Consider the following 25,974-nt stretch of genomic DNA (forward strand, 5'->3'; position numbering starts at 1 on the left):
TGCCGCCGCGTAGGCGCCGAACCAGCCCGCCGCCCAGCGAGGCCGCACGCTTGACCAACGACCTGCTGGCCGCGGGCTTCAAGAAGAGCGAAGTCGCGAAGATCATCGGCCGCAACTCCGCCATCGTCTCGCACTTCTACACCCGCGGCCCCGGCGCCGGTCAGGCGTACGTCTCCGCCCTCCAGGCCGTCGTCCAGGAAGTACAGGCCGGGGGCCCCCGCGACCTCACGTCGCTCAAGGCCCTCGCCGCTCAGTACATCCAGCGCCGTCGCGCGAAGTCCGGGCGACTGGCCCGTGTACGGCAGAAGGACGCACTTCAGCACGAGGTCGACGACGAGTGGAGCTCCGGGTTCGCCCGCGCCGGGCGAACGCACATCACCTCCGGCGCCTCCCGCCTCAAGCCCGTCATCGATGAAGCCGCCGCTGCCAGCGGTGTCATCGCCTTCACCGTCCGCGCGTCGAAGGGGCGCTTCCTCATCGACTCCGGCCGGGACGAGGACAGCCCGCGCGTGCGCACCCACGTCGTCCAACGCCCCGACGGCACCGAGGAACGCAGCTACGGCCGGGGCGGAGCGGGCATGGACGCGCAGGAATGGCACCAGCGCGTCACCAGCGCCGGCGGCGACGTCACCGCAGCCATCACCGACTGGATGGAAGAGACCGGCCGCATCGCCGAAGGAACCAAGATCAGCCACATCGAACTCCGAGGATGGAAGCCCAACGACTGACCGCCGATCGCTCGCGAAAGGGGAATTGCATGGACGCGGACCTGATCGACGACGCCACGGAGGCCGTGACCACCGCCGCTACTACGCTTCTGCTGGCCCATCATCCCGCGGCAAAATTCGATGCGACCGGCGCCGTCGCCACGGCCGGGTTTCTGTCCGCACCAGGCGTGCCGGGCTCAGCGCAGGCCCGTGTCGCGCACCGGGCCCCGTTCCCAAGTGCCCTCAACGGCCGCACGTTCGCCGACAACGCGGCCGAGGAGTTCGTCGCCGTCGCCGCCTACGCCGACCTGTTGCGCGAACACGGCTGGACGGTCACAGAGGTCTGGACTACCCGACCGGGACTCCTCGTCTCCAAGTCCCAAGTGATTGACCACCCCGGATGACACGCAGCGCTTCGTCCACGCAGCCCCTCTCAGACACCGAACCGCAACCCTTGGTATCGAAGGAGAATCCAGGTCATGGGTAGAAGGAACTCGACTGCAGCACCGTCCTTCGGAACTTTCGGGCGGGGATGGTCGCAGCTGCCGCCTGACGCCGATGCCAGTGCGTTTGTCGACCGGCTCAAGCGTGCCCTCCATACAATCGAGTGCCGCGAACTCGGGCCGGAGGCTGCCAGGCAACGGTTCGGACCGTACGCAGACGTACAGGAAGGGCACGTGTTCCTGCACCTCGATCCGGATCGGCTCCTTGCTCGGAACCCCGAGCATCATGCACTCCACGACCTGATCCGAGCGATTCGCGAGCGGGGACCGGCTGTGAACGTCACCCTGACCTCGGCGAGGACGTGATCGAAGGTTTTTGGACGGGTGTCGACGCCCCCGCCTCCCTGGAAAGGCTGGCGGCCATCGGCTACTCGGTCACCATCGTGGGCTCCGTCTTCGACCCACCGCGGGAACTGACCGACCCGACACCGGCGGTCGGCGCATAGGCTCCTGCGCATGCGAGGAGTAGGCAGCATCCACACCCTGTCCTTCGGCGCCCTGTACATCGAGGCATGGCATCGCTCCCTCGGAGAAGCCGAGGACACACTCCTTGGACCGGCCACCGGCTTCCTGGTCGGGATCCCCGGAGACTACTGGCTCGTCACCGCCTGGCACGTCCTCAGCGGACGGCGCTCCGACAACGGCGACGCCCTGCGCGACGACTGCCTTCGCCCGGACTACCTCCGGGTCCGCTTCGCTGGCAAAGGAGACGACGGCTTCCACCCCGTCAACCGCGACTTCGAGCTGTACGACGAGGAATTCCAGTCGGGCCCCCGGTGGCGCAGCCCCAGCGAACGGCGGATCGACATCGCCGCGCTGCACATCGGCGCCGTCCCGGACAGCGCGGTGGAAGCGTTCATGCCCAACACCTGGCCCACCCTGCGCGAACTGTTCGCCCCCGAACGCCGCGCCCAGCAGGGCAGCGAGGTGGACGTCGACATCCCCCTGCGGATCACCGACCGCCTGTTCGTCCTCGGCTTCCCCTTCGGCCACACGGGCAGCTGGCCGTACGCCGTCTGGACCGCGGCGCCGGTCGCGAGCGAGCCCTTCGCCCGCTGGGACCAACTGCCCGGATTCCTCCTTGACTCCCGCACCCGCCCCGGCCAGTCCGGGTCGCCGGTCGTGATGCACATCCGGCGCGGCGAATCCGTCGTCGTCGACGGCGACGTCATCACGCATGACGAGTCGGTCACCGCTCTGGTCGGGGTCTACAGCGGGCGGCTCGACCCGAACGCTGACCTCGGCATGGTGTGGACGACCGACGCCCTCTTCGAGATCGTTCCCGAGGTCGCCCCGCCCGGCTGGACGTCACCCGATCCCGTCCGCTGAGCGACGCCGGTCGGTCGGCGCCGCTGCCAGGGCCGCCGGATACAGCACGCCGTCCCCGAACCGGGCCCGTGCGCGATCGGCGACCGCCTCGAGCAGCAACTGCTTGTCGTCCCGGGCGTCCAGGGTGAGCTGCCGCGTGGCCCGGTCCGCCGCCCGCAGCCCGTCAGCGCGCAGGGTGATGCCCCGCACCCGGGCCCGTTGGAGCCCGAGCGTCTCGTACGCCGCGTACGCCCCCCGGCCCAGGAAGACCGTGTGGTGACTCGCCTCGGGCAGGACCCGGCTGCGTGTGGTGGCGGACCGGTCGGCGTAGGCCACGGTGACGGACACGGCCTCGGCGATCTGCGCGGCTGCGCGCAGGCGCGCGCCGAGCTCCACGGACAGGGCCAGGAGCACCCGGCGGTGCTGCGCGGCGTCGAGTTCGTCGTAGCCGAACCGGTGCTGCGCGCTGATGCTGCGTGGCAGCGGAGCGGAGTCGACTACGGAGACATCGTGTCCGCGGGCCCGGTCGTACAGTGCCCGTCCCGCGCGGGCGCCGAGCAGCCGCTGGAGCGTGTGCAGGGGGACGGCGGCGACGTCGCCGACGGCGTACAGACCGAACCGGGCGAGCGTGGCCGCCGTCGTGGCGCCGACGCCCGGCAGTTCCCGGGCCGGCCGCGGATGAAGGAACGTACGGATCTCGTCGGTGCCGTGCCCCACGGTGAGGACCTGGCCGACGGCGGCGAGAGCGGCCGCCATCGCGGCCAGCATCGGGGACGACGCCGTGCCCGCGGCGCTGCGCACCCCGTACAGCGCGGCCGCCCGCAACTGGATGACCTGCGCGATCCCTCTGGCGTCCCGCCCCCAGAAGCGACGGGCTCCGGTGACGTCGAGCCGGGCGCTGTCCGGGGGCAGGAACTGGACGCGGGGCGTGAAGTCCTCCAGCAGGCGCCGAAGGTCCAGCGCCAGGTCCTCGGCCGCTGCCGGGACCTCGAACCGAATGTGGATGATGGCGGTCATCGGGTCACCCCGCACTTCCCGGGCTGCGATGCCCCAGACGGCGCAGGTCGGCGGCGCGCGTGCCCGCGGTCTGGATATCGGCGAAGGGGTGCAGCCGGGAGCCGGCCGTTCCGTCCGCCAGGGTCCGCGGCGCCGGGGCGGTCGCCTCGTCAGCGGACTGGGGCGGGGTGCTGGCCGACGCGTCCTGGCCGAGCATCTCCAGCGCGGCCTGCGGGCCGTGGTCACGGCGGGCGGCCGCGACGTCCTCCAGATCCCACGCCATCTCGCCGACGACGGTGTTGCGCGTGCCTCGTCGTTCCACCGTCCCCCGGACCAGGAGGATGCCGCTGTGGAACACGGTGCGCGCGCACGCGTCGTGGGAGTCCTCGAAGAACGCGACGTCGACCAGGCCTGACCCGTCCTCGAGCGAGCAGAAGATCACCCGCTTACCCGACGGTATCGCCGGCGTTTGAGTAGCCGCTCTCACGCCGGCGACCAAAACCCGCTGCCCGCGGTGCAGCGCGCGCAGGTGCGCGGCGTCGGTCGCCCCCAACTCCCGCATCAGCCGCTGGTGATGGTCCATGAGGTGCTGGGACACGTCGACGGACAGCACCTCCAGCTCGGCGCTCATCCGCTCGCGACTGGTCATCTCGGGCAGCCCGGCGGGGCCCGCGGTGACCAGCTCGCCGCCGAGCGGGAGCTGCCCGTCGGCGGCCGTCCGGTTGCGGGAGTGCCGGTGCAGTTCGGTGGCCTGGAGAAGCAGGTCCCGCCGGGTGAGGCTGCCCTGGACAGAGGCGAGGGCGCCGATCTGGATCAGGCGTTGCGCGGTGGGCAGCGAGGGCCGGGCGCGCTGCCACAGGTCCTGCAGACTGCTGTAGGGCGGGCCGGCGGCGATCCGGCCGACCTCCACCTCGCTGATGCCCTTCACGGTGGACAGCGCGAGGCGCACTCCCCACCCTTCGGGGGTCTCCTCGACGCTGTGGGCGGCCCGTGAGGCGTTGACGTCGACCGGCAGGACGGGTACGCCGAGGCGGCGCGCGTCGGACACCAGGACGCGGCGACTCCACATTCCGGGGTCGTGCTGGTACAGGCCGGCGAAGAACGCAGCCGGGTAGTGGGCCTTCAGCCAGGCGCTCTGAACTGCGGGAACGGCAAACGCTGTGGCATGTGCACGACAGAAGCCGTATGCGCCGAACTCCTTGACGGTCGACCAGACCTCGCTGATCACCTCCGTGCTGTAGCCGCGTTCCGCAGCGGCGTTCCGGAACCACGTCTCAACTCGCGGCAGCCGGTCGGGGTCAGCCAGTGCCCGGCGCGCCACGTCGCCGGCGGCGCGGTCGCACCCCGTCATCCGGGCGAAGACGGCGATGATCTGCTCGTGCCAGATGATGACCCCGTACGTGTCGTCCAGGATCGGCTCCAGGTCAGGGTGGGCGTAGTGGGGTGCCTCTATCCCGTGCCGGGCGGCGATGAACCTGGCGGGAAGGCCGCCGGCCACAGGTCCGGGTCTGAACAGGCTGATATCGGCGATGACATCCGCCAGGCTCTGCGGCTGGAGCCGGCCGATCAGGTCCTGCTGGCCACTTGACTCAATTTGCCAGCAGCCCAGCACGGCTCCGCGGCGGATCAGTTCGAACGTCGCCGGGTCGTCGAGAGGAACATGGTCCGGGTTGTCCAGGTCGAGCTGCCGGCCAGTGACACGGCGGATCTCCGCGACCGCGTGCGCCATGGCACTCTGAATCCTGACGCCGATCACGTCCAGTTTCAGCAGGCCCCAGCCCCGCCAGTCGCCCTCCACGTCGATATCGACCTTGTCGGCCATGATCATCGGATACTGGCCGCCGGGGGTGGGCTGCACCGGGACCCGGTCCAGCAGGCTCGCGTCGGACAGGATCACCCCGCACGGATGCATCGCGTACCCCCGCGGCAGACCGTCGAGCCCCTCCGCGAGCTCCCACAGCCGGCCGAAGCCGTCCGCCCGGCGGGCCAGGTCGCGCAGCTCGGGAAGTTCCTTGAGCGCGGAGCGGATGTCCCGAGCCCGGATATGCGGGAAGGCCTTGGCGATCTCGTCGACGACCTGGGGCGCCAGGCCGAGCGCAAGCCCCGTGTCCCGCAGGGCGTGCCGGGCCCTCCAGGTCTCCGGCATGCCCGTCACAGCGACCCGCTCGCGGCCGAACCGCTCGAAGATCCTGTCGTAGACCTCCAACCGCCGTGCCGACTCGACGTCCAGGTCGATGTCGGGGAGCGAGGTCCGGCGCTCGGAGAGGTAGCGCTCGAAGAGGAGCCGGTGGGAGACCGGATTCGCGGTGGCCACGAAGAGGCTGTGATTGACCATGGACCCGGCCCCGGAGCCGCGCGCAGCCACCCGGATCCCCATCGCCCTGACATCGCTGACGACCTGAGCCACGGCGAGGTGGTACGCCGCATAGCCCATCCGCTCGATGACCCCCAGCTCGTACTCCAGCTGGTCCACGGCACGCCGGTCGGTGTCCAGGCTCCGGGCGACCATGCCCGCCTCGCACCGCTGGCGCAGCAGACGCATCGCGTCCCCGGCCTTCGGACCCGCCCCCACCACCTGCGCCTCGGGGAAGTGCGGCCGGCCCATTCCCAGGTCCCGCGCCGGGTCGATCACACACTGCTCTCCCGTCGCCGCAGTCTCGGCGAGCAGAGCCGCCGCGCGCCCCGGGCCGCCGCCGGCGGCCGCAGCGATCCGGTCCGCGATGGCTGCCATGGCATCCGGCCCCTTCAGCCAGCGCTCCCCGCCGTCCAGGCGTCGGCGGTTGATCGGGCGCAGAAGCCGGGCCGCGTCGAGCACGTCGGCCAGCCGGTGCTGACCATGGTCGGCGTACCGCACCGCGTTCGTCAGGGCCACACCGACCCGCTCCTGGTCGGCCAGACCGAGGGTCCGCGCGGCCAGCCGCAGTGAGCCCGGACCCGTTCCGGACAGGCCCAGCCAGACCGCTTCGAGCCGTAGGTTCGCTCCGGCCAGCTCTCGCCACGGCGCGAGCAACCGGGCCGCCACATCAGGACGCCCCGCCGACAGCGCTCGTGCGGGCTCGGAGGTGGGACCGAGCAGCACCACCAGGTCCTCGTCCGCGTACTGGCGCAGGACCGGCCACGCGACCACCGGCGAGCCGCCGGACGCCTGGGCGTGTGCAGCCGACAGCAGACGGCACAGCCGGGCCCACCCCTGCGCGTTCTTCGCCAGCAGTGTCACCCGCAGCGCGGGCTCCGCCACATGAGCACCTCCGCGCACCGGCGTCCGGGTCCGCTCCCGCGGTGGCGGCGGCCGCAGGGCTGCGACGGCGATGTCCACGCCGAACACCGGACGGATCCCCGCGGAAGCGGCAGCGTGCGCGAAACGCACCGTGCCCGCAACGGTGTCCCGGTCGGTCAGCGCCAGCGTGGTGACCCCGCGTTCTGCGGCACGCCGCGCCAGGTCCTGCGGCAGCGAGGCGCCGAAGCGCGCCGAATAGCCGCTCGCGACCCGCAGGTGCACACCACCAGGCATCCGGCACCTCCGCTTCAGCACACCCCCTTGCCCATCCAGCCACTTGGCTGGATCGCATCACCGTATCGAACAAAAATCGAACACGTCGACTCGGTGCAGCTGAATGGATGTGACAGAGCACGTTTGTTTGCGAGTGGAGCACGCCAACTTGCGCGTCGACCTCGTGGATGCCGTGGCGTAGGGGCGTGGGCGATGACGCCGGAGTTAATAGCCTTCCTACGGTCCAGCCACGTCCACGCCCTAGATAACGGCTCCGATGATCGCCAGCACGGCTCCGCTCGCTGCAAGCCAAAGACCCAGCGCTTCCTGGGCCAGGCCATCCGCCATGGCCGAGTCCATGGCCTTGCGGAGCTCGTCTGCCTTCTCGTTCATGGTCCCGCCGAGGTGACCGACCACAACGCGGCGCTCTCGACCCTCCGCGGCCACGCTCTCCCCGAGGCGGGCTGTCTCCTGCTGGAGCCAGATCACGCGTTCTACAAGGAACTGCTCGCGCTGCGCAGCGGTGGCGTCCAGCGCAGGCGCCGCCACCACGGTCGCGTTGAAGGCTGCTCCGGCTGCATCCGCCGAGACGACCATCGTGGCGGTACCCGTTACCGGCGGCAGAGGCTCGAAGATGCGTCGCAGGGCACCGAACCACTCCTTCGCCTGGCCCCATGTCCCGAGTCGATCCCGCGCGTGTTCCATCCTGGTTCTGCGAACGCCGAGGCCCGCGACTCCGAGGCCGGCGAGTTGGAGGCACCCACCGATGACTGTAAGGACGGTGCCAGCGGTCATACCCACACGGTAGAGGCGAAGCCGCCGACCACGCGGCAGACACGGCTCAAGGCTATGGCCCGCGAGTGGATAGCCGACGGCGGGGCGATTCCTCCCCTAGCAGCTGCGGACTCGCAATCTATCGTGCGCCCGCAAACTGCCGCGCACCCTCAAGCCCTGGACCTGCCGCGTCTCCGCGAGCACTCGCAATCAACGATGCTCCGTCACAATGGATAGGCCGCGCCCGCCGGAAGCGCTCTCTGGGTCACGCGGATCAGCCGGATCACGGAATCGAATCGACGGCCGTCTGTTTCCTGTGGACGGGATCGCCGCCGGCGCCCCCATCGCCGCCGAGCGCGATGTCAAGGATGTCCTTCGGCCGCCGCAGCAACTGGTCGGCGAAGGTGAGGTGTTCGCACTCGAGCTGGTCGGCGACTCCATGGTCGACGCGGCCATCTGTGATGGTGGCTGAGTCGCTGTCCGCCGGCGGCCGGACGCCCTCAGCGGTGACATCGTCGCCGCCATGATCGACGGCGAGGCGACCGTCAAGCGCCTCCGCCGCGACGACGGCCACGTCGGCCTCGTTCCGCGGAACCCGGCGTTCGAGCCCATCCCCGGTGACCAGGCCACGATTCTCGGGCGGGTCGTCGCCGTCATGCGCCGCCTCTGAAGTTCGTCTCTTAAGACTTGCCGTTCCGCTAACGGCAATGTATAGTCTTAAGAGTCAACGGGTTAGGGATGCAGGAGTGCCTCGCCCGCGCAGACGGCCCGCAACGAGGCCCCGAAGAAAGAGAGTTGATGACGAAGAAGCGGCAGATGCTGCTGTCCGGAGTGGCCCTCATCCTCAGCGTGGGCCTGAGTGCCTGCGGTCCCACCACCAGCACCCACCGGAGCAACACCCCCGCGGAAGCCCGCCACGACGACACTGTCTCCGGCCTCCGCGACGACGTCCGTCACATCACCCGGAAGACCGTGCCCGGCGTCCGGCCCCGCATGGTCAACCGGTGTACGACCACTACCAAGAAGATCAAGCACACGTCGCGCACGCGCATCGGCACGCGCACGTCGACCACCACCTGGTACGAGTACAAGCCCGTCACCACCTGCCGCAAGGTCCGCAACGGCACCGAGTCCTACACCCGGGTCATCCGCCGCGAACGCTGGTGCGTGGAACTCGACGCCGTAAACGGCAACCAGCGCCGGAAGGACGTGTGGTTCCAGGTCACCCACGCCACCTACGTGAACGCCGTCGCCGTCTCCGAGGGCGACAAGATCAAGTTCACGCCGGTCGTAGACGGCTGCTGACCTCCGCCTTCCCCATGACCCGGCCCCTCCCCGGAGGGTAGCCCGTCGCATCACGTGAGGGCCTCGCCGCCGGCCAATCGTCGGCGAGGCCCTCACGGCGCACCGCGAAATCTGTCCACAGCCCAGCCGTCATACGGTCCGACGGCACACCACCGAACGAGGGGATCGGCCGTTGAGTTCGGCACGCCGCCGCAACCGCGCAGGAGCCAGCGCTCAGCAAATGGCAGCACGACAGCGCCGACGGGCACTGTCCCTGCCCGTCACTCTGGGCTTCGCGGCTGCGCTCGCGCTCCTCATGACTCTGCTCCTCGGCATCACCGCCGGCGCCGCAGCGGCCGCCGCAGCCCTCATCGCCGGCAGCCGCCGCACCTCTCCCGGGCGGAACTCCTGGGCCATCGGCGCGGCCGGCGAGCGCCGCACGGCACGGATGCTCCGTCCTTTGACCTGGACGCGGCGGTACGCAGTCCTCCACGACCGAGGCGTTCCGAGATCGCGCGCGAACCTCGACCACCTCATAGTCGGCCGATCCGGCCTCATCTACGTAGACACCAAGAACTGGACCTCGGTCGCCTCGAAGGTGCTCGTCAAGAGCGACGGCCAGCTCTGGTACGGCGATTACCCCCAGGGCCCCGCAGTCTCCACCGTCCGTTGGGAAGCCGACCAGGTCCAGCGCGTCCTCGGCTGGCCGGTCCACGCGGTGATCGTGGTCCATGGCGCTCGGCTCCCCGAGGAACGCATCCATCTCGACGGCGTAACCGTCATCCAGGCACGCGACCTCCGCCGCTACATCCGCTCGCTTCCCGACACCCCCGGATGGGACCGGGCGCTGATGCGTGAGACCACCCGCATCGCGGACTCCCGGCTTGCCCCCGCCTCCGCGCGCTGCCCCCGGCAGAGGAAGCCTCTGTCCCGGCCGGACCGCTACAACAGGGCGAAAAGCCGTCGTAGATAGCCAATTTGGCTAAGGCGATGATCTTTGTGAACCCTGGGTTGCAGTCACTGAACCCCCGCACACTGTCCGGAGCACAGCAGAGGCGTCTGCGCTCGCCGGATCCGCGAGGCCGCCGCAGGCGCCTCGTTCATGTCGGACGGAACCTCGGACCTCGTCTTCGATTCAGCCCGCTGCGCAGATCGGGTCACGGTGGAGCCGAATTCGGAGATGGACCGGCAGATGGTCAGACAGGTCGGTCAGACCAAGATCCGGGCCTGGACTGTCCGGGGCAGGGATGTCCGGCGCGAAGGAGCGGGGCGCACCGAGGGTGCGGTAGTCGACCACCTCGATGCGTCGGCCGGTGACGAGGGCCTGGTCGAGGTGGAGAGGGACCTGCTCGTCCGCGTACCAGTAGCCGACCGTGGGCTTCCGCCGAATCGGTATGTCGGCCTGCGGGTCATGCCAGCCGGCGTTCAGCAGCATCCGCAGAGCATCGGTGTCCCACCCGCCGTATGAACCGTCGGGGAGCCGCTTACGGTAGCGGTGCCAGAGGTTCTGCGGCACCGCTGACCAGTCCTCCGGCTCGGGATCGTGGAGGTCGGGGCTGTTCCCGTCATAGATCAGGACACTGTCCTCTGGCCAGCATCCGAACTTCTGCCCGTAGTCGGCGAGATGAGGAACTTCCAGGAGCCGGCCAGAGGGGCTGCTGTAGGTGAGGTGTGCTCCGAGCGCCAGCAGGCGTACCCCGTTCACCTCGAACTCCGCCCGGGTTACCCCGTGATGGAACGCTCCGCGGGCAAGCACGCTGGACGGGGAGACGAGGCGGAGCTTGTCTGCTCGGTAGTACATGCAGCTGTGGTTACGTCCGTCGCCGTGGTTGGAGGTGACGTACGGCAGCGCGGTCAGCCCCGTGGCATCGGCCAAGTCGGCAAAGCGGCCGCCCTTGTCCCAGCCGGTTGCCTCCATGACCCACAGCAGATCAGCCCCCGGAAGGGAAGCAAGGAAGTCGATCTGCCGTTCGCGGCGGTGCTCCTGCTCTCCGTCGATTCCTCCGTTCAGGATGTTCCAGCCGACCAGGTCCAGGTCGGTCGCGTCGGTCTGCGTTGTCATGCTGTCCACCTCCGAGGCGTGGCCATTTCCAGCAGGTCACGAGAACAGAGCACGGAGCCGCTGCCGTACGCGGTCCGCGTCGCGCGGGCTGATGGGGGTGTAGATCCCGACGGCCCGCTGGTAAAGAGCCGCGGCGTCGTCGCGGCGATCGGCTGCCTGGAGGGTCAGGCCGAGCAGTTCGCGGCTGTGCGCCCGCCAGCGAGGGGAGCCGGCGCGGTCGAACTCGTCGACGGCCTGATGCCCGAGGACCGCTCCCTGGTCGAGGTCGCCGTCGATCGCGTGCGCGCGGCCGAGCCAGGCCAGCGCGCGCGCCGCGTCGATGGCGTCCTCGAGTGAGATGAGGGTGGCGCGGGCGGACGAGAGCGTGTCGATCGCCTCGGATGACCGTTCGAGCAGCAGTTGTACCTGGCCGAGGCAGACCTTGGTGATGGCGACCGCACGCCGGAAGGTACGGCTCTTCCGATCGTTCTCGGCGGCGACGGCCTGGCGCGCGAGCTCGGTACGCCGGGTGAGTGCCTGGAGGAGGAAGGGTTCGGCGTTTGCAGGTCGGTTCGCGGCGAGGTGAGTTGCGCCGAGCTCGTGGAGGGCCTGTGCTTCGCCTCGCCCGTCGTTCGCGGATCGGGCCAGGCGAAGTACCTGGTCGAACACCTCGATCGCGTGGTCGTGTTGGCCGGCACCGCGCATCCCGACGGCCCAGGTGCCGAGGATCTCCAGTTCGGCGGCGGAATCCTGGCAGCTACGGGCCGCGCGGGCGGCGTGCGCGTGGGTGACCGTCCAGAGGTCGTAGTCGTGGTGGGCGCGAAGCAGGGGCCACATTGCGTGGGCGAGTTGCCAGACCGACGAGTCGAGTCCAGAGGCGGACGCCGTGATGACTGCGGCACGCAGGTTGTCCTGCTGCGCTTCCAGCCACGCCAGGGCCTCGGCGTCGGTGCCGAAGATGATCGGGTCCGCGGGTTCGAACCGGTATTCCCGGGCGAGCGGGCGGTGCGTGGGGGTGAGGCGCCGCTCGGCGCGTGAGGCGGCGTCGAGGAAGAAGTCCAGCGCCATGCGCAGCACTTCCTGCGCGCCGTCCGGCTCTTCCTGGGCGAACCGCTCGGCGGCGTGCTCACGGGCGCTGTCGTGGTATCGGTAGACGGCGCCCCGTATCGGGTCGTCCCCGGTCTGGACGGCTTCGATCATGCCCGCGGAATGCAGCGCGTCCAGGGCATCCCGCGCGGCGGACTGGGGCAGCCCGGAGAGGGCCGCGGCCAGCGCGGGGTCGACGTCCACGGCGAATACGCTGCCCGAGCGCCTGTACACCGTGGCGGCGGCCGGTGGAAGTTGCTGATAGCGGTCGTCGAGGGCTGTGGTCACAGCCGCCTCCTGACGGGTGAGGGCGGGACGGGACTGGCGCACTGAGTCACCGGTGTGCATCAGTGCGGAGGTTGCGGCTGCCAGGGGTTGGTGCGGGCGGGCGGCGAGGGCGCCGGCGACGACGGCCAGCGCCATCGGCAGTCCGGCGGACAGACGTACGATCCGGGCTGCGGCCTGACGGTCTCCGGTGACCCGCTCCCGGCCGAGTTGGCGTACGAGGTAGTCCTGCGCGGCCTCGTCGTCGAGCGGCTCGACCTTGTGGAACCGAGCTCCGTGCCCGGCGAGGCCTCTCAGCACGTGATGGCTCGTCGTCATGACGATGTGGCCAGGTCCGCCCGGCAGCAGCGCCTGCACCTGGTCCGCGTCGGTGGCGTTGTCCAGCAGGACGCACACCGGACGGTCGGGGACGGAGGTCGCCGTGCGCCACCACGCGCCGAGCTCGTCGGCTGACGTGGCGCGCACACCGGGACGAACGGACCGTAGGAGACGGGCGAGAACCTCCGAGGTGGAGGCGGGGCCCCCAGGGGAGTACCCGCGCAGATCGGCGTAGAGAGCTCCGCCGGGGAACTGCTCCATCTGCATGTGGAGGAACTTGGTGGCGAGGGCGGTCTTGCCGATGCCGCTGGGCCCGCTGATCGCGATCATGCGCACGGAGTCGACACCCAGGCGGTCGACCGCGGCCGCCAGCTGGACCAGGTCGTAGGTCCGGTCCGTCCACACGGCAGGCACTGGTGGAAGTTGACGAGGCGTGGGCGGAGTGAACACCGCTTCATGCACGGTCACATGGACATCGGCGACGCTGTCTGCCTGTATGACGGGGCCGTACACCGTGCTGTCGGCCAGCTGGTTTGAGGTCACACGGCTGGGCCGGGGACCGTCGATGGGATGAGATCGGGTCACGGTGACTTGCTCCTGGCATCAGCGCTGGCCGGGCGGGTGCACAAAGTGGTGGGTGGTTCCGCGCTACGCGGCGGCGGTGCGCGGTGGGAACGCGCGCTACGGTTTCCGGCCGACGCCTCCGTAGATGTACGTCGGCTCAGGCGATGTGCCTGAGTCAGGGCGCCACAGGGGGCAGGAGACGATGCCCGGCTCCAGCAGTTCGAGCCCCTGGTAGTAAGCCCTGATCTGCTCGGGGCTGCGCAGCACGTACGGGACGGCGCCGGTGTCGTCGTAGCCGGCCTGGGCCTTCATGAGGTCGGCGTCAGTGTTCGTGCCGTCGTAGTGCACGAGGTAGCTGCCTGAGGGCAGGGACGCCAGAAGGTGGCGGACGATGGCCGTCGCCTCGGCGTATTCCTTTATGTGGCCGAGGATGCCCATGAGCATCAGGGCGATGGGCCGGTTGAAGTCCAGGGTGGCCGCAGCGCGGCGGAGGATCTTCTCCGGGTCGTGCAGGTCGGAGTCGATGTAGGCGGTGACACCCTCGGGAGTGCTGTAGAGCAGGGCGGCAGCATGGGCCAGGACGATCGGGTCGTTGTCGACATAAACGATCTTGGCGTCCGGGGTGATCTTCTGGGCAACCTCGTGGGTGTTGCCGTACGTCGGCAGGCCGGTGCCGATGTCGAGGAACTGACGGACGCCGAGCTCGCCGGCAAGGAGAGCGACCGCGCGGATCAGGTACCGGCGGGATTCGCGTGCCATGGTCACGACCTGAGGCGCTATCTCGGCATACGCGTCGCCCGCCTCCTGGTCGACGGGGTAGTTGTCCTTGCCTCCCAACCAGTAGTTCCAGGTCCGTGCCGAGTGCGGGACGGACGTGTCGATGTTGCTGGTCAAAGGATTTCCTCCGGAGACGTCGGGCCGAGCCAGGGGCCGGATCGGGGGTCGGGGGGTGCGAGAGCGATCAGGGTGGGGCACAGCACATCGGGATCCGTAAGGAACCGTCCGGTCGGCTCACCGCGAGTGATCCACTGCAAGCGGAGGCCTTTGCCCCGGGCAGCACGGGGCGGGATCTGCGCCCTCGGCCCGCTGAGATAGCTGACCCAGTACGGCCACGGAAGGCGGCCGGAGCACAGTGGGACGAAGAAGCTCCAGCAGCCGTCTTCAGCGGAGACCGCACCGAGCCGCTCGCCGTGCGCCCGGAGATGGTCGAGGACCGGCGCGGCGATCTGCTGTGGTGTCCGCACCACGTCGAAGTAGTGCCCGGTCTCAACGAGACGGGCCGTGCTGCTGCGCCACGCCGGGCCCAACAGCAGGTACGCCTCCCGGCCCGGGTCGTACTCGGGGATGGGTGCCGTGTACGGAGGCTTGGCGGGGGCAGTGGCGTCGCGCGAAGGCGCGGTGGTACGGCGGAGTGTGATCACGTGGAGGGCCGCTCATCCATAACCGGTGGAGATCAGACGGGCAGACGCTGAAGCCAACGGTCGGGGTGGCGCAGTTCGTCGAGCGTCGGAACGAGATCGTGTGTCGTCCAGAGACGGTTGAAGCCTTCAGGGCCGATCGAGGCCATCGCCTGATCGACGAACGCGGTGGCCCGTCGCAGCAGCCGACCGTGTTGTCCGCGGGCGGCCAGGAACACGAGCGCAGCTTGACGCCGATAGGTCCACGAGTGCTGTCGCCGCGTGTCCGACACAGGCTTGCCCAGAACGAGCGGTGTCGCCTCGCGGGCAGCCCACGAGGCGTGACCGGCGCTCAGCTGGGAGACGGGGTCCTGGCCTTCCCCCACTGGTGGCCACCCACTGCCCGGGACGAGGACTCCGCGGCACGCCTCGACCTGGGCTTGTTCGGCGAGCACACGGACGAGTAACTCGCATAAGCCGTCCGGGTCGGAGAGCAGGCCCTGATGAGCAAGGGCCTTGGGTACGACCAACGTCGAAGGCCAGCCGACGGTGTTGGTGACGAGGACCGATGCGTCAGCCGCCCACGTCGTGCGCGCAGCCCAGCCGGCGGCTAAGGGAAGCGCTACAGCCCGCTTCCGCTCGGACTCGGTCAACTCAATGCCCGTGGTGTCGCGTTCGACCTGCCGGCGGACGAAGGCTGAGTAGTTCGTGGCCAAGCCCGGGGCGGTCAGTAGTTTCACCGTGACGGTGTGCGGCAGCTGCAGTTCGGTGACCTTCTCCACGTACGGTGCCGCGCGGGCGAGAAAGGTGTGCATGTCCTCGGCCAGCTGCCCGCTGCGGCCGGTCTCGTCCAGAACGTTGATCGAGATCATGCGCGGGCTTTCGTGTCGAGAACGGGTAAGGACGTGGCGGACGGCGGTCCGGAGTGGCGACCAACGGTGACGGCGGCGACGATCGCCACGTGGGGGCTCATCGGGATGCTGATGAGCCCCTTCGTGCCCACGGCGGGAGGCGGCTGCCACCAGTGGGCTGCAGGTGCGAAGACGGTATGTTTCAACACAGGTCTCTTCTGACGTTTAGTGGCTTCACCGCCGGTCCGGACGGGCGCAGTGTCGGATCAGGCGAACGCGGAACGGTCCGGTGCGGAGGACCGGGTGGGAGTGGGGCGCGTTGACCTCCGCACCGGAGTTGGAACCCGCCTCCCTGCCGGCCGCGACTGCTGGCAGACAGGCGGGGTTGTGCGTCAACTTCGGCGGCGGAGGGCGTGCCGCACGGACCACTGGGTCCGCGAAGGGCCGAGCGCGGCGTCCGCGATGTACTTGATCTGTATGTCGTCTGGCCCGGCTGGTGCGTTGATGAGGCGAACGTCGCGCAGAAGCCGTTCGATCGGGTTCTCCAGGCGTACGGCATGGCCGCCGTGGAGATGCTGGGCGTCCTCGGCGGAGGCGACCGCCGTCCGGTTGCTGATGAGCTTGGCGTCGAGCAGCCACTCGTCACACGGCTCGCCCGCATCGAGCAGATACGAGGCGTGGAAGACGGCCAACGCAGCCTGCCTCAACCTGACCGCCATCTCCGCGACACGGCGGCGGACGGCGGGTACGTCAGAAAGGTGTCCACCATGGCGCTCACGCTCGGACACCCACCGCATGGCTACGTCGCAAGTCTCCTGGTGGATGCCCAGGCCAACCGCGGCAAGGTTCAAGCGGCCGTAGACGACCGAGGAGATCAGTGCGATGGCCTCACCGTCGCCGACTTCGCCGATGACATGGGAGCTCGGCACACGGACTCCCGTCAGGCGGAGCCCGTCGACGGAAAATCCCCGCAGGCCGCTCACGGGCCGGCGGATGACCTCGACGCCGGGTGTCCCGTTCTCCACCAGAAAGGCCGTGAGACCTCTCGGGTCACCGGTCTTGCCCGTGCGGGCGACGACGCAGTGGACATCTCCGAGATCGACATTGCCCACCAGGTCCTTCTCGCCGTCGAGGACGAAGTCCTTGCCCTTCCGGCGAGCCGTGGTGTCCATACCACGGAGGTGGCTTCCGGACCGGCGGTCTGTGGAGGCGATAGTCGGCCAGATACGGCCCGCGGCGATCTCGGGCAACCACCGGGCGCGCATCTCCTCGCTCCCGAATTCGATGATGGGAGCCGCGCCGAGAATCGAAGCCTGGAGAATGGCTCCAGCAGCCGCGCTGACCCGGGAGATCGCGACGAGGACCATCGTCTTGGAAACGTGTCCTTCGTCCATGCCGCCCCAATCGGAGCCGATGAGCACGCCGAGGAGGCCTGCGTCGCTGCAGACCCGTCGGACATCGCGGTCGGTGTGGGGGCCGAGGGCTTCCAACTGGGGAACGAGAGGGGCGATTTCGCGCTGCGCGAGGGACGTGACCAGCTCGTGAAGGTGCTGGTGGTCTTCAGTCCAGTACGGGTGGATGAGGGAGTCGGCTGTCACGGTCTGGTCCCCTCTTTCTGGGCGGGCGGCGGGGCGCATCTGCTCCGGGCGCTGAGGTGGTTCGGCCGGGCAGGGCGGGTCCGGCATGTCGCCAGTGGGATCTGGATGAGCAGTCGCCGGCACGGGCTCGATGTCGGAGGAAGTGCCACCGGACGAGGGACAGCTACTGAGGCGGGGTGCGCTCGTAGATCGCGGTCATGAGGAGGTCGCGGTAGTGCTCCATGAGCGTGCGCGCGGGCCTTCCGACGTCCCTGGGACGAGGGTTCTGGCCGATGGCGCAGATGGTGCCCCAGACCCGATTGGTGCGCTGGTCAATCAACGGGGAGCCCTGGTACGTGCGGATGCCGAACTCGTCGATGACCGGATTGGTGGCGAACGTCGCGTAGGCCAGCGTGTCATTGAGGATCAGGGTCCTGCGGTTCTTGTAGACGTCCGGACACCACCCATGCGTGAGCTCGGGCATGGTGCGGTCCGCCTGCGGCATGTCGGTGCCGGCCGGGTTGGACAAACCGACGAAGAGCTGCTGATCCGGTACGACGCCGAACCAGTTGACCATCGCCCAAGGCAGACGGCTTTCCTCGCTTAGTAGGTCGGCGAAGGCATCGAACGCTCCCACCGGCGGATTTGCCAGATCGATGACATCGGGCAGGCGGGATGCCCAGTCGGATAGGGCGCCGGGCTGGTGCAGTGAGGTCTCGGGGACGCTGCCGTGAATCATGTCAAGGCTCCTTGGTAGGACGACTGGAAGGTCCGGGCGTGCTCAATCGCGAGGTCCATGGCCCGTACGAGGACAGCGGTGGCAGAACTTGGCGCGCGGGCGTCGCAGAGCATCACCGGCACGTGAGCCGGGAGAGCCAGGGCCGTATGAACCTCTTCGGGGCTGTAGTCGTGGGCGTCGGGGAACCCGTTGACCGCGACGAGGAAGGGCGTGCCGCGCCGCTCGAAGTAGTCGAGGGCCGGAAAGCTGTCGTCCAGGCGGCGGGTGTCGGCGAGGACGACCGCGACGATCGCTCCCTCCGTCAGCTCATCCCACATGAACCAGAACCGGTCCTGCCCCGGGGTTCCGAAGATCATCAGAACAGCGCCGGGGAATGTCCTTCTGCCGAAGTCCAGAGCGACAGTGGTATCCGACTTCTCGGGGAGCAGGCTGAGGTCGTCGATGCCTTCGGACGCGGAGGTCATCAACGCGTCCGTACTCAAGGGGGTGATCTCCGAGACGGAACCGACGAAGGTGGTCTTGCCGACGCCAAAGCCACCCGCTACGACGATCTTCATCGCGACGGGACCTGCGGCCCTGCTAGAGGGCTCGTTGTAGCCCGTCACGGACAGCCTCCAGGAGAGTGACGAATTCATCGTTGGTACGGGTGCCTTGCTGATCGGTGACGGCCAGCGCGCCGCTTTCCATCAGGCGGGACAGCAGGACCTTGGTGATCTGCACGGGAAGCGCCAGCAGCGCGGCGATCTCCGCCACTGACGACGGCTGCCCCCGGCACAGAGCCAGGGCCTTTTCAGCCTCAGGGGTCGGCGTGTCCGCCGTCAGCGCCGGATCCTGGGCCGTGAGCAGGGTCTCGACTCTCAGATCGTGGCGAGGGCGGGTCTGGCCGCCGGTCAGGACGAAGTGGGCGGGGCCCTCGGCGGGCTCGCTTGTCCATGACCGACGGGTGGAAGACGCCATGTCACTGGCCGTCGTCCTGGCCGACCCCAGGCTGCCGGGCCGGCGTCCTCAGGTGCCGATCCATGCCCTTGACCAGCAGCTGCATTTCATGCCCGATGGCTCCTTCATCGGCTGTCGGGCGGGTCAAGACCCCCAGGGTGCATTCGACATCCTCGGGCTTGGTGCTCCCGAGACCCAGCGGGGTTCCCTTCGGTACTCCCGTGCCGGCACTCGCCACGAAGAGCGTCCAGTCCCTGTGCTTGATAAAGCACAGCTGGAGATCCCGCGCCGATCCGCCGGCCATGGAGGCCATGCCGTTGGTCAGCGCGTACATGCCGCTGATCACCGAGGCCATGCGGTCGGCTGTCTCGGAGTCAAGGCCCTGATCCGCGAACTCGCTGGTCCGTCGGGTGTAGGCCAGCTGCAGGCCGTCCTGGGCGGCGAGCAGCGCCCCAGTCACTCCTGGCACATTGAGCAGGGGGGTGAGCAGCCATTCCAGATCCAGGGACTGTCCCTGCTGCTGGGACGCGGGCTTGTTGTCGGTCATCACAAAGGCTCCGTCTCTCCGTACGGGTCTCGCCGCGGCATCAGGGCCGGGCACTGGTGGGGGGTAGATCAGCCGTCCTCAGGCTGCGGGCCTTCCTCAGGCGGCTGGGGCGCCTGGCCCTCATCCGCTCTGCCGGTGAACCCGGCGGTGAAGTTCGCCATGAAGCCGGGGTGAACGTCGAGCGCGCTGGACCCGGGGGAAGGTCCGGGGGCGGCGCGCCGCTGCGAGTCGGGCTCCTGCGGTACCCGCTGAGGCAGCTGGGGCTTGGACCCGCTGGTTACCGGCTGGTCATCGGTGGTGGGCATTGCCGATGCCGTGGCCTGCGCGCGACGCTGTGGAAGAGGCGCTGTTGGAGGGGTGGCAACTACCGCGCTGGGACGAGGCCCTCCGGCTGGCTGCCCGGGCCGGGGCGAGGGGGGCGGGGCCGTAGCGGGTGCTGGTGGTACGGCGGCGGGCTCCAGCAGCAGCGCCCTGGGGGTCACGATGTACGCAGTGGTGCCGCCGAAGAAGTTCCGTTCGAGCTTGGCTCCGACCTTGTAGCGGGCGGCGAGACGGGCAACGACCAAGAGCCCGGTCTGATGCTCGGCCAGCCGCTCCGCCAGATCGCCTTCCTGGGGGGAGGCGAGGAGCCGGTTGAAGTAGAGGAGTTGGTCATCAGCCAGCCCCAACCCGCGGTCCTCGATCTCGACGAGCAGTCCCGCCTGGACCTCACTGGCCTTGACCGTCACCTTGTTCTGCGGCCGCGAGTGCTTCGTCGCGTTCTCGATCAGCTCGGCGAGCAGATGTATCAGATCCGGACCCACACCTCCGGCAGGGATGCGCACATCGAACTTCGGCGTGTCGATCCGAACCTGGTCGTAACGCTCGACCTCTGCGACCGCACCGCGCAGCAGCTCCAGCAGCCGGACTGGCTCATCAACCGAACGGGCTTGCTGACCACCCAGCACGGCGAACCGGGCGGCATGCCGCCGGATGCGCCGCAGAAGGCTGTCGACGTCCAGCAGGTCGTACATGGTGTCGGGATCCTCGACTGTGGATTCCCGCTCCGTCACGATCTTCAACGCGCGTACCACCAGTGCGAACAGGCCTCCCGCGAGGTAGAGGAAGACCTGCGACATGTCGGCATTGGCCTGCCGGCGGTTGACCACCAGATGCCAGGCAGAAGCGTGAGAACGGCGCAGGGCGGTCTCCAGATCCCTCCAGGTATCGCTCTTGCCTGCCGTCGCCTCAAACCCCGCCGACGGTGCCGTGGGCGTCTCCCCCCGACTTATCTGCTCGGCGGCGAGGCGAAGCCCCTTGTCGCTCTCCACGATCATTGTCATGAAGTAGTTGAGCCACTGCTCGGTTCGCTCCGTCGCGCCGGCGACTGCAGCGTCCCGCTGGGCGCGCTGACCGTTCAAGGTGTTCGCCATCCGCATCGCCCAGCGGTCAGCGGCGACACAGACAACAGCGAATGCCGAAACGGCAGTCGCGGCGGCTCCCCACATGGTCACCGCACCCGCAGCGCAGGCTGACCAAGCAGCTGCGACGCTGAGGAACGCGGACGCGCCGGCGGCGGCCGGCAGCAGCCGGAGCCGCAGCGTGAGACCTTCCGGCGTGCGCAACGCCTCAGCACCCGGCGTTCGGCGCCGACTTCGGCTGCGACGGTGGTCGGCCGGTGACGGAGGTGAAGGAGCGACAGACATCAAGTACCTCGGAGGTCGGCGAGGAGGCGCTGGTGGGGGTCTCGGAAGACCCCGCGGACAGGGAGTGGGCCGCCAGGGCGCAGTGCTCGACGCGGGGGAACGCCGGGCTCCGTGCCCTGACGGCCGGCTACAGGGGAGGCCACGAGAGGGCGGACGGCGGCGCCAACAGCCGGATCACGCTGCTACCTCCCCCTGGAGTGCCGCGGGTCCGAAACCTTCGGTAGGGGAAAGCTCCGTGTCCGCTGCTGACGGGTAACGCCAGGCCGTGCTGCTCAGCCGAGACCTGTGGGCGGTGCGGAGGGAAGGTCGCCGGGACGGGCCGCGCTCCACGGGGAGAGCGCATCTGTGGGGCCGCGCCCCGGCGACCGGTTCGGACGGTCCCGCGCAGGACGCGGGGCAGGAAGAGCCGTTCGGCGGCGATGGCGCCGGCTGCGCGCACTTCATAGGTGCCTCTGCGGGTGGCTGCCCAGGCGACGGATCGCTACTTCGAGCTCCGGCAGTGCTGCGGACAAGCGTCGGGCGGCGGAGGCGCGCATAGCCCAGGACCTCGGCTGAGCGGTGGGGGAGGGCGTGCACAGCAGTTCCAGCAAGGCGATTCGCGGACAGGCCACCAGTTCGGACACCGGGAAGGCAGGGAACGCGTGGTGGTAGGCCGACAGCAGTGCGGCCGCACACGCCTCCCATTCGGTGCCCTCGGCGACCGTTCGAACGTCGAAGGCGATGCGAGCGAGTTCCCACACCAGGTAGCCGCAGCGGGCCCGGAAGCCGGTGATGACGGGCTTCGGCTCGTCCGCACGGATGTTGGGAGGTACGAACGCGCCATGGATGGCGTGCGACGTGAGGACTTCGGGCACTTCGGCGCGTAGATCCCCGACACGGTGGGGCAGGTGCCGACGGACCCAGCGCAGGTGCTCGGAGACGTGCGAATCGCGGGCGCCGGCGGTGACGGCGGCTAGAGCAGCCGCCTCGTGCGCGTAGATGATGTCGTCGATGGGACACTCAGCCCAGGCGGCTTCCCTGGGGCCCGGTGATTCGGTCGGAGGGGGATAGGCGGCGAGTGCTTGGTGCATGAGGGCGAGGCTCAGGCCGAGATGCTGGGCCTGGCTGATCGTGAGTGGGCGGATGAACGCCTTGCCGGCGGCGAAATCGGCCACTGATACTCCGCACTTGCCGTCGTCCGACAGCAGGTGACTCGCGGAGTCGGGCCAGATCCGTGGAACCTCCAGAGATGCTGCCCGGCAGTATTCGGCCATATGAAGCCCGGCCTTCGCTGAAGCCATCCGGCTCCGGTCCAGGTACTGCAACACACGTACGGGAGTCCCTGCTTCGCGTTCGACGCGCCAGTTCCTAGTGTTTCGCCCTAGCTCGTCCTCCTGAGTGACGGCTACCGCGCGTAGGCCGTATCGTTCGTCGAGTACGCGAACCACGTCATCATCAGTCCAAAAGCCGTGCGTCATTGCGGTACACCTCCCTCCTCAACACGTCGTAGTGGCGTCCGAAAAGGAGAGTTCCGCAGGGCTCTTCCAGTGCCAATGCGTTCTCGCATATGCAGAAGTGCATACGCTGATGGGATTCGTAAGGGCGAGTTCGGGGAGCGACGTGAGCCACGCGAACGGCCGGTGCAGCAATTCCTGGTGCAGAGACCCATTGAGCCGCTACAACACCGGCAATCTGTGCACAACGTGCCAACGAGGGCCGTGGATTCCCGCACACGTCTGGGACGATCCGGGCCTGCAACAGGCGCTCGCCGCCTTCGACTTCGGCCTGGTCCTCATGACGATCCGCAGATTAACCGGCATGAGCCAGAGCGACGTCGCCGCGCACACGGGCCTGGCCCAGGGCGACGTGTCCCGGCTCGAAGCGGGAAGCCGGAGGCTCAAGACCATCGACAAGATCATCCCCCTTCTTGAGGCCCTCGGCGTACCGCACGAGATCTCGCCGATCCGTACACCGGCAATCACCATCGCCCTGCTCGCGCGTGCCGAACCGGAGTGGGACGACCCGGTCGATGTCGTGACCGCGCTCAACGAACTCCTGGCCACCAACACGGCGGTCGCCGCCCTGGAGACTGCCGAGAACGCGCTGGCCCGTATCGTCGACTTGTACGAACTCGACGGCCCCACGGGCACCTCCCACCTCGCGGCCAAGACCCGCAAACTCCGGGCGCACCTCCACCGACTTCTGCGCGGGCAGCAGCCTCCCTCCCACCGCGCGGCCCTCTTCCGTGTGACTGCGCGCGCCTCCGCCGTCCTCGGATACATGGCGGTCAACGCCGGCCGTCACCACCTCGCCGAGTCCTACTGCGCTGAAGCCGTGGGACTCGCAGGTGACATCGGCGACCTGGAGACGGTCATGTGGGCGTACGGCACCCGATCCCTGTCCGCTTACTACCGCGGGGACTTCGAGGAGGCCGTCCGGTGGGCCGACACCGGAATCGCGCTCGCTCCGCTCAACCCCCAGGCCATCCGCCTCCAAGTGAACGGGCGAGCCCGTGCTCTGGCCCGAATGCACGAGCGAGACGGCGCCATCCTTGCCATCGAGACGGCGGAAGACCTCAGCGCCCGCTACTCCGTCACTACGGCTCTGACGCCCTGCATCTCGCTGGAGCCGTACGGCGTTACGCGTACGTTGGCCAACGCGATCACCACCTATGTCAGTCTCGGCGACACCGCGGAGGTGAGGCGTTACGCCGAGGACATCAGCGAGCACGTTGCGACCGCCGATTCTGACTGGACCCGATCCTTGGTCCGCCTAGATGAGGCGACGGCCCACGTCTCCGGAAGCCGGCCGGACCTCGAGCACGCGATGCTCCTCGGCCGCCAGGTGCTGCGGGACGCAGAAGACGGCCCCCTGATCCTTTCCGTCGTCCAGCGAGCCCACGAACTTCGCAAAACCGTCGAGAATTGGAAGAACGCTACGGCCGTCCGCGACTACACCGAGGCGTTGCGAGCGTGGTCCGAATCTCCCCGTGTCCGTGAGCTGGTCAGTTCTGCCACGATGCCTGTGAAAGCACACGCCTCGGGAAGGACAGCAGCACGGGATGGCTCCTCCACTGACCACGCATCCGGACGCGTTCCCGGCGAGCCCTCCCTTCGATCTTGACGATGCCGACGTCATCGCCGCCCACGACTGGGCAGCGTTCGAAGACGTCTCCGAGATGCGCGATCACTGGCAGCGACCGGGGTGGTCGCCCGGTACGCGTGCGTACTACTGGCTGCTGTCGATCACAGACCCTGCCTTCACCGACCAAGCAGCCCTTTGCCAAGAGGCCGTCAACGGCCTGGGCGCATTCGACCTGATCGGCCCCGGCGACTTCCACGCCACCCTCGGCCGGGTCGGTCTGGTCGACGACATACACGACGACCAGTTGGACCGTCTCGTCCGCCTGGTGCGCGACGATCCTCCGCACGCGTTCCCCCTCGCAGCGATGCCGCTCACCGGGTCCCGCGGTGCCTTGCGCTACAGCGTGGCGCCCTGGACGCCCGTCGTGGACCTGCACCGGCGACTTGTTGCCGCCTCCGCCGCCGTCGGCCTGCCCGCGATGAAGCCCAGCAGCCGGCTTCGGCCGCACATTGGCATCGGCTACTGCCACCAGTTGCTGCCGGCCGGGCCCGTCCGAGACGCGGTCGGGCCACTCCGGGCGCTCCCCGCCATCCGCCTGCTGGTCGACCGCGTCGATCTTGTCGAGTTGAGGCGTGAGCCGGCCGCATACAAATGGCGCGTCATCCACACCGTCCAACTCCCGATCAGTGGCGCGTCTGCGAACTGACCACCCAAGGAGCGAGATCGCGGACTCCTCCACCACGGTCATCCCGTGGCCAGCCGGCGCGGCCCGGGCCCCGAACGACCACGCGGCTGAAGGTCACGCCGGGCCCGATGCTGACCGACTGGACGTGCCCTCCTACTTGACGACTTGATCTCCTGGGCGAGGAGCCGCCGCGGTCGTTCTTCAAGGGGCCCATCTGCCTCGGGCCGGTACGACCCACAGCGGCAACATGTGACCAAGGCCGATTGATGGCCTCGCCTCGACGCGTTGCCGCTGGCCGGGGGAGTCCAAGTACTCGTACCTGGCCCGCGCAACGAACGGCAGTTGGCCCAACTCGGGTGCGAAACCGGCCCGGGCGGCAGCGAACTTGCAGGTCAACTGACGCGGACAGCCGCGGGGCCACATACCTCTCGAAGGGGCCATCTACCGATCGTCGTCACACAACAGAGGGCGATAGGTACAGCTGGCGCCGCACAGAAAATCTGTCCACAGGCAACCAGTGGCAGGGTCGTCAGTCCCGGTTGCGGCCTGACCAACTCCCCCGTCAGAAGGGACGGTTCAGCATGCTCTCGCCTTCCCCCGTCACTCAAGCGAGGCCACTGCAGGCCCCGGCGGTCCCCTGGATGATCCAGACCCACAGTGGTCTGCCAACGCTGACTTCCCTGGCGACCGCAGACGACCTCCAGGACGCGAACGCCCTGCACGCCCGATGCTCGTTGGAAACCCGGTTCGCTCGCTACGGAGGCGCACGCCGCACCCTGTCACGGGCTGAGTGGGCGCACCTGATCAACCCGGAGCGTGGGATCACCTGGGTCACGCGTCAGGATGGCGATCCCGCTGAAGCCGACGTCGTCGCCCTGACCCACCTGATGCACACCGACACCGAAGGCGTCCGCGAACTCGCCCTGCTCGTCGAGGACTCGTGGCAGAGCGAGGGCCTAGGAACGGCCCTGGCCCGCCACGCTCTCGCGGTCGCCCGCACCGAGTCGGTCCGCGAGCTCACGCTCCTGGTGGTGTCGGGCAACCGGAGGATGCAGTCCATGCTCCGGCGGTTCGGAATCGTCCTGCCCCCGGCGCGCGGAACGACCGTCAACATCGCCGTACCTGTGGGGACATGAGC

Annotated in this window: 24 protein-coding genes and 1 pseudogene; 10 read left to right on the plus strand and 15 right to left on the minus strand. The window is 68.9% G+C overall.

Annotated features, from left to right (window positions below; translation table 11 throughout):
* Nucleotides 1–50 precede the first annotated feature (50 nt).
* The 4 genes from ACWD3I_RS25830 (at nucleotide 51) to ACWD3I_RS25845 (ending at nucleotide 2,539) form a co-directional block, all read left to right on the plus strand.
* Nucleotides 51–728: a hypothetical protein gene (locus tag ACWD3I_RS25830; protein ID WP_365401274.1), complete on the plus strand. Its 678-nt coding sequence runs from the start codon at nucleotides 51–53 to the stop codon at nucleotides 726–728.
* Nucleotides 729–757: 29 nt separating this feature from the next.
* Complete coding sequence (locus tag ACWD3I_RS25835; protein ID WP_365401277.1) at nucleotides 758–1,111, plus strand: hypothetical protein; 354 nt, start codon at nucleotides 758–760, stop codon at nucleotides 1,109–1,111.
* 401 nt (nucleotides 1,112–1,512) lie between these two features.
* Nucleotides 1,513–1,656 (plus strand): hypothetical protein, encoded by a 144-nt coding sequence (locus ACWD3I_RS25840; RefSeq protein ID WP_365401280.1) that lies wholly within the window; start codon nucleotides 1,513–1,515, stop codon nucleotides 1,654–1,656.
* 10 nt (nucleotides 1,657–1,666) lie between these two features.
* Nucleotides 1,667–2,539, plus strand: a complete 873-nt coding sequence (locus ACWD3I_RS25845) for a trypsin-like peptidase domain-containing protein (RefSeq protein ID WP_365401283.1) — start codon at nucleotides 1,667–1,669, stop codon at nucleotides 2,537–2,539.
* Here ACWD3I_RS25845 and ACWD3I_RS25850 read toward each other — a convergent pair.
* From ACWD3I_RS25850 to ACWD3I_RS25860, 3 genes are all read right to left on the minus strand, one after another.
* On the minus strand, nucleotides 2,519–3,535 hold the full coding sequence (locus ACWD3I_RS25850; RefSeq protein ID WP_365401286.1) for a DNA polymerase Y family protein: 1,017 nt from the start codon (nucleotides 3,533–3,535) through the stop codon (nucleotides 2,519–2,521). The genes ACWD3I_RS25845 and ACWD3I_RS25850 overlap by 21 nt on opposite strands.
* A gap of 4 nt (nucleotides 3,536–3,539) precedes the next feature.
* Nucleotides 3,540–7,025, minus strand: coding sequence for a DNA polymerase III subunit alpha (locus ACWD3I_RS25855; RefSeq protein ID WP_365401289.1), 3,486 nt, complete (start codon nucleotides 7,023–7,025; stop codon nucleotides 3,540–3,542).
* Nucleotides 7,026–7,265: 240 nt separating this feature from the next.
* The gene (locus ACWD3I_RS25860) at nucleotides 7,266–7,799 is read right to left on the minus strand and encodes a hypothetical protein (protein ID WP_365401292.1); all 534 of its coding nucleotides are present in this window, start codon (nucleotides 7,797–7,799) and stop codon (nucleotides 7,266–7,268) included.
* A 295-nt stretch (nucleotides 7,800–8,094) separates the two neighbouring features.
* Here ACWD3I_RS25860 and lexA point away from each other — a divergent pair.
* The 3 genes and pseudogenes from lexA to ACWD3I_RS25875 form a co-directional block, all read left to right on the plus strand.
* A pseudogene (gene lexA, locus ACWD3I_RS25865) lies at nucleotides 8,095–8,448 on the plus strand (transcriptional repressor LexA); the annotation flags it as partial.
* 128 nt (nucleotides 8,449–8,576) lie between these two features.
* Nucleotides 8,577–9,083: a hypothetical protein gene (locus ACWD3I_RS25870; protein ID WP_365401295.1), complete on the plus strand. Its 507-nt coding sequence runs from the start codon at nucleotides 8,577–8,579 to the stop codon at nucleotides 9,081–9,083.
* A 220-nt stretch (nucleotides 9,084–9,303) separates the two neighbouring features.
* A complete protein-coding gene (locus ACWD3I_RS25875) occupies nucleotides 9,304–10,035 on the plus strand; it encodes a nuclease-related domain-containing protein (protein ID WP_365401298.1) in 732 nt (243 codons plus the stop codon).
* 162 nt (nucleotides 10,036–10,197) lie between these two features.
* Here the strand turns inward: ACWD3I_RS25875 and ACWD3I_RS25880 are convergent, their stop codons facing one another.
* The 12 genes from ACWD3I_RS25880 to ACWD3I_RS25935 all read right to left on the minus strand — a co-directional run bounded on the left by ACWD3I_RS25880 (nucleotide 10,198) and on the right by ACWD3I_RS25935 (nucleotide 22,242).
* Nucleotides 10,198–11,124 (minus strand): hypothetical protein, encoded by a 927-nt coding sequence (locus ACWD3I_RS25880; protein WP_365401301.1) that lies wholly within the window; start codon nucleotides 11,122–11,124, stop codon nucleotides 10,198–10,200.
* Between the two features lie 36 nt (nucleotides 11,125–11,160).
* Nucleotides 11,161–13,206, minus strand: coding sequence for a tetratricopeptide repeat protein (locus ACWD3I_RS25885; RefSeq protein WP_365401304.1), 2,046 nt, complete (start codon nucleotides 13,204–13,206; stop codon nucleotides 11,161–11,163).
* 267 nt (nucleotides 13,207–13,473) lie between these two features.
* Nucleotides 13,474–14,250 (minus strand): SAM-dependent methyltransferase, encoded by a 777-nt coding sequence (locus tag ACWD3I_RS25890; protein WP_365401306.1) that lies wholly within the window; start codon nucleotides 14,248–14,250, stop codon nucleotides 13,474–13,476.
* Nucleotides 14,247–14,777, minus strand: coding sequence for a hypothetical protein (locus ACWD3I_RS25895; RefSeq protein ID WP_365401309.1), 531 nt, complete (start codon nucleotides 14,775–14,777; stop codon nucleotides 14,247–14,249). The genes ACWD3I_RS25890 and ACWD3I_RS25895 overlap by 4 nt, the downstream gene beginning before the upstream one ends.
* Before the next feature lie 32 nt (nucleotides 14,778–14,809).
* On the minus strand, nucleotides 14,810–15,625 hold the full coding sequence (locus tag ACWD3I_RS25900) for a zinc-dependent metalloprotease (protein ID WP_365401312.1): 816 nt from the start codon (nucleotides 15,623–15,625) through the stop codon (nucleotides 14,810–14,812).
* 371 nt (nucleotides 15,626–15,996) lie between these two features.
* Complete coding sequence (locus ACWD3I_RS25905) at nucleotides 15,997–17,202, minus strand: acyl-CoA dehydrogenase family protein (protein WP_365401315.1); 1,206 nt, start codon at nucleotides 17,200–17,202, stop codon at nucleotides 15,997–15,999.
* A gap of 163 nt (nucleotides 17,203–17,365) precedes the next feature.
* Entirely contained in the window at nucleotides 17,366–17,920 is a 555-nt protein-coding gene (locus tag ACWD3I_RS25910) for a GAF domain-containing protein (protein ID WP_365401318.1), read from the minus strand.
* A complete protein-coding gene (locus tag ACWD3I_RS25915; RefSeq protein WP_451084188.1) occupies nucleotides 17,917–18,555 on the minus strand; it encodes a GTP-binding protein in 639 nt (212 codons plus the stop codon). Before ACWD3I_RS25915 ends, ACWD3I_RS25910 begins: the two co-directional genes overlap by 4 nt.
* Nucleotides 18,500–18,877 (minus strand): DUF742 domain-containing protein, encoded by a 378-nt coding sequence (locus tag ACWD3I_RS25920; protein WP_365401324.1) that lies wholly within the window; start codon nucleotides 18,875–18,877, stop codon nucleotides 18,500–18,502. The genes ACWD3I_RS25915 and ACWD3I_RS25920 overlap by 56 nt, the downstream gene beginning before the upstream one ends.
* Nucleotide 18,878: 1 nt before the next feature.
* On the minus strand, nucleotides 18,879–19,403 hold the full coding sequence (locus ACWD3I_RS25925) for a roadblock/LC7 domain-containing protein (protein WP_365401327.1): 525 nt from the start codon (nucleotides 19,401–19,403) through the stop codon (nucleotides 18,879–18,881).
* Nucleotides 19,404–19,471: 68 nt separating this feature from the next.
* On the minus strand, nucleotides 19,472–21,007 hold the full coding sequence (locus ACWD3I_RS25930) for an ATP-binding protein (protein ID WP_365401330.1): 1,536 nt from the start codon (nucleotides 21,005–21,007) through the stop codon (nucleotides 19,472–19,474).
* Between the two features lie 521 nt (nucleotides 21,008–21,528).
* Complete coding sequence (locus ACWD3I_RS25935; RefSeq protein WP_365401333.1) at nucleotides 21,529–22,242, minus strand: aminoglycoside phosphotransferase/kinase family protein; 714 nt, start codon at nucleotides 22,240–22,242, stop codon at nucleotides 21,529–21,531.
* Between the two features lie 493 nt (nucleotides 22,243–22,735).
* Here ACWD3I_RS25935 and ACWD3I_RS25940 point away from each other — a divergent pair, with 493 nt between their 5' ends.
* The 3 genes from ACWD3I_RS25940 to ACWD3I_RS25950 all read left to right on the plus strand — a co-directional run bounded on the left by ACWD3I_RS25940 (nucleotide 22,736) and on the right by ACWD3I_RS25950 (nucleotide 25,972).
* On the plus strand, nucleotides 22,736–24,190 hold the full coding sequence (locus ACWD3I_RS25940) for a helix-turn-helix transcriptional regulator (protein ID WP_365401336.1): 1,455 nt from the start codon (nucleotides 22,736–22,738) through the stop codon (nucleotides 24,188–24,190).
* Nucleotides 24,129–24,857 carry a 2'-5' RNA ligase family protein gene (locus ACWD3I_RS25945; RefSeq protein WP_365401339.1) on the plus strand — a complete coding sequence of 243 codons (729 nt, stop codon included), beginning with the start codon at nucleotides 24,129–24,131 and terminating at the stop codon, nucleotides 24,855–24,857. The genes ACWD3I_RS25940 and ACWD3I_RS25945 overlap by 62 nt, the downstream gene beginning before the upstream one ends.
* Nucleotides 24,858–25,477: 620 nt before the next feature.
* The gene (locus tag ACWD3I_RS25950; RefSeq protein ID WP_365401342.1) at nucleotides 25,478–25,972 is read left to right on the plus strand and encodes a GNAT family N-acetyltransferase; all 495 of its coding nucleotides are present in this window, start codon (nucleotides 25,478–25,480) and stop codon (nucleotides 25,970–25,972) included.
* Nucleotides 25,973–25,974: the final 2 nt, after the last annotated feature.

It is taken from the genome of Streptomyces sp. NPDC002817, assembly GCF_053592055.1.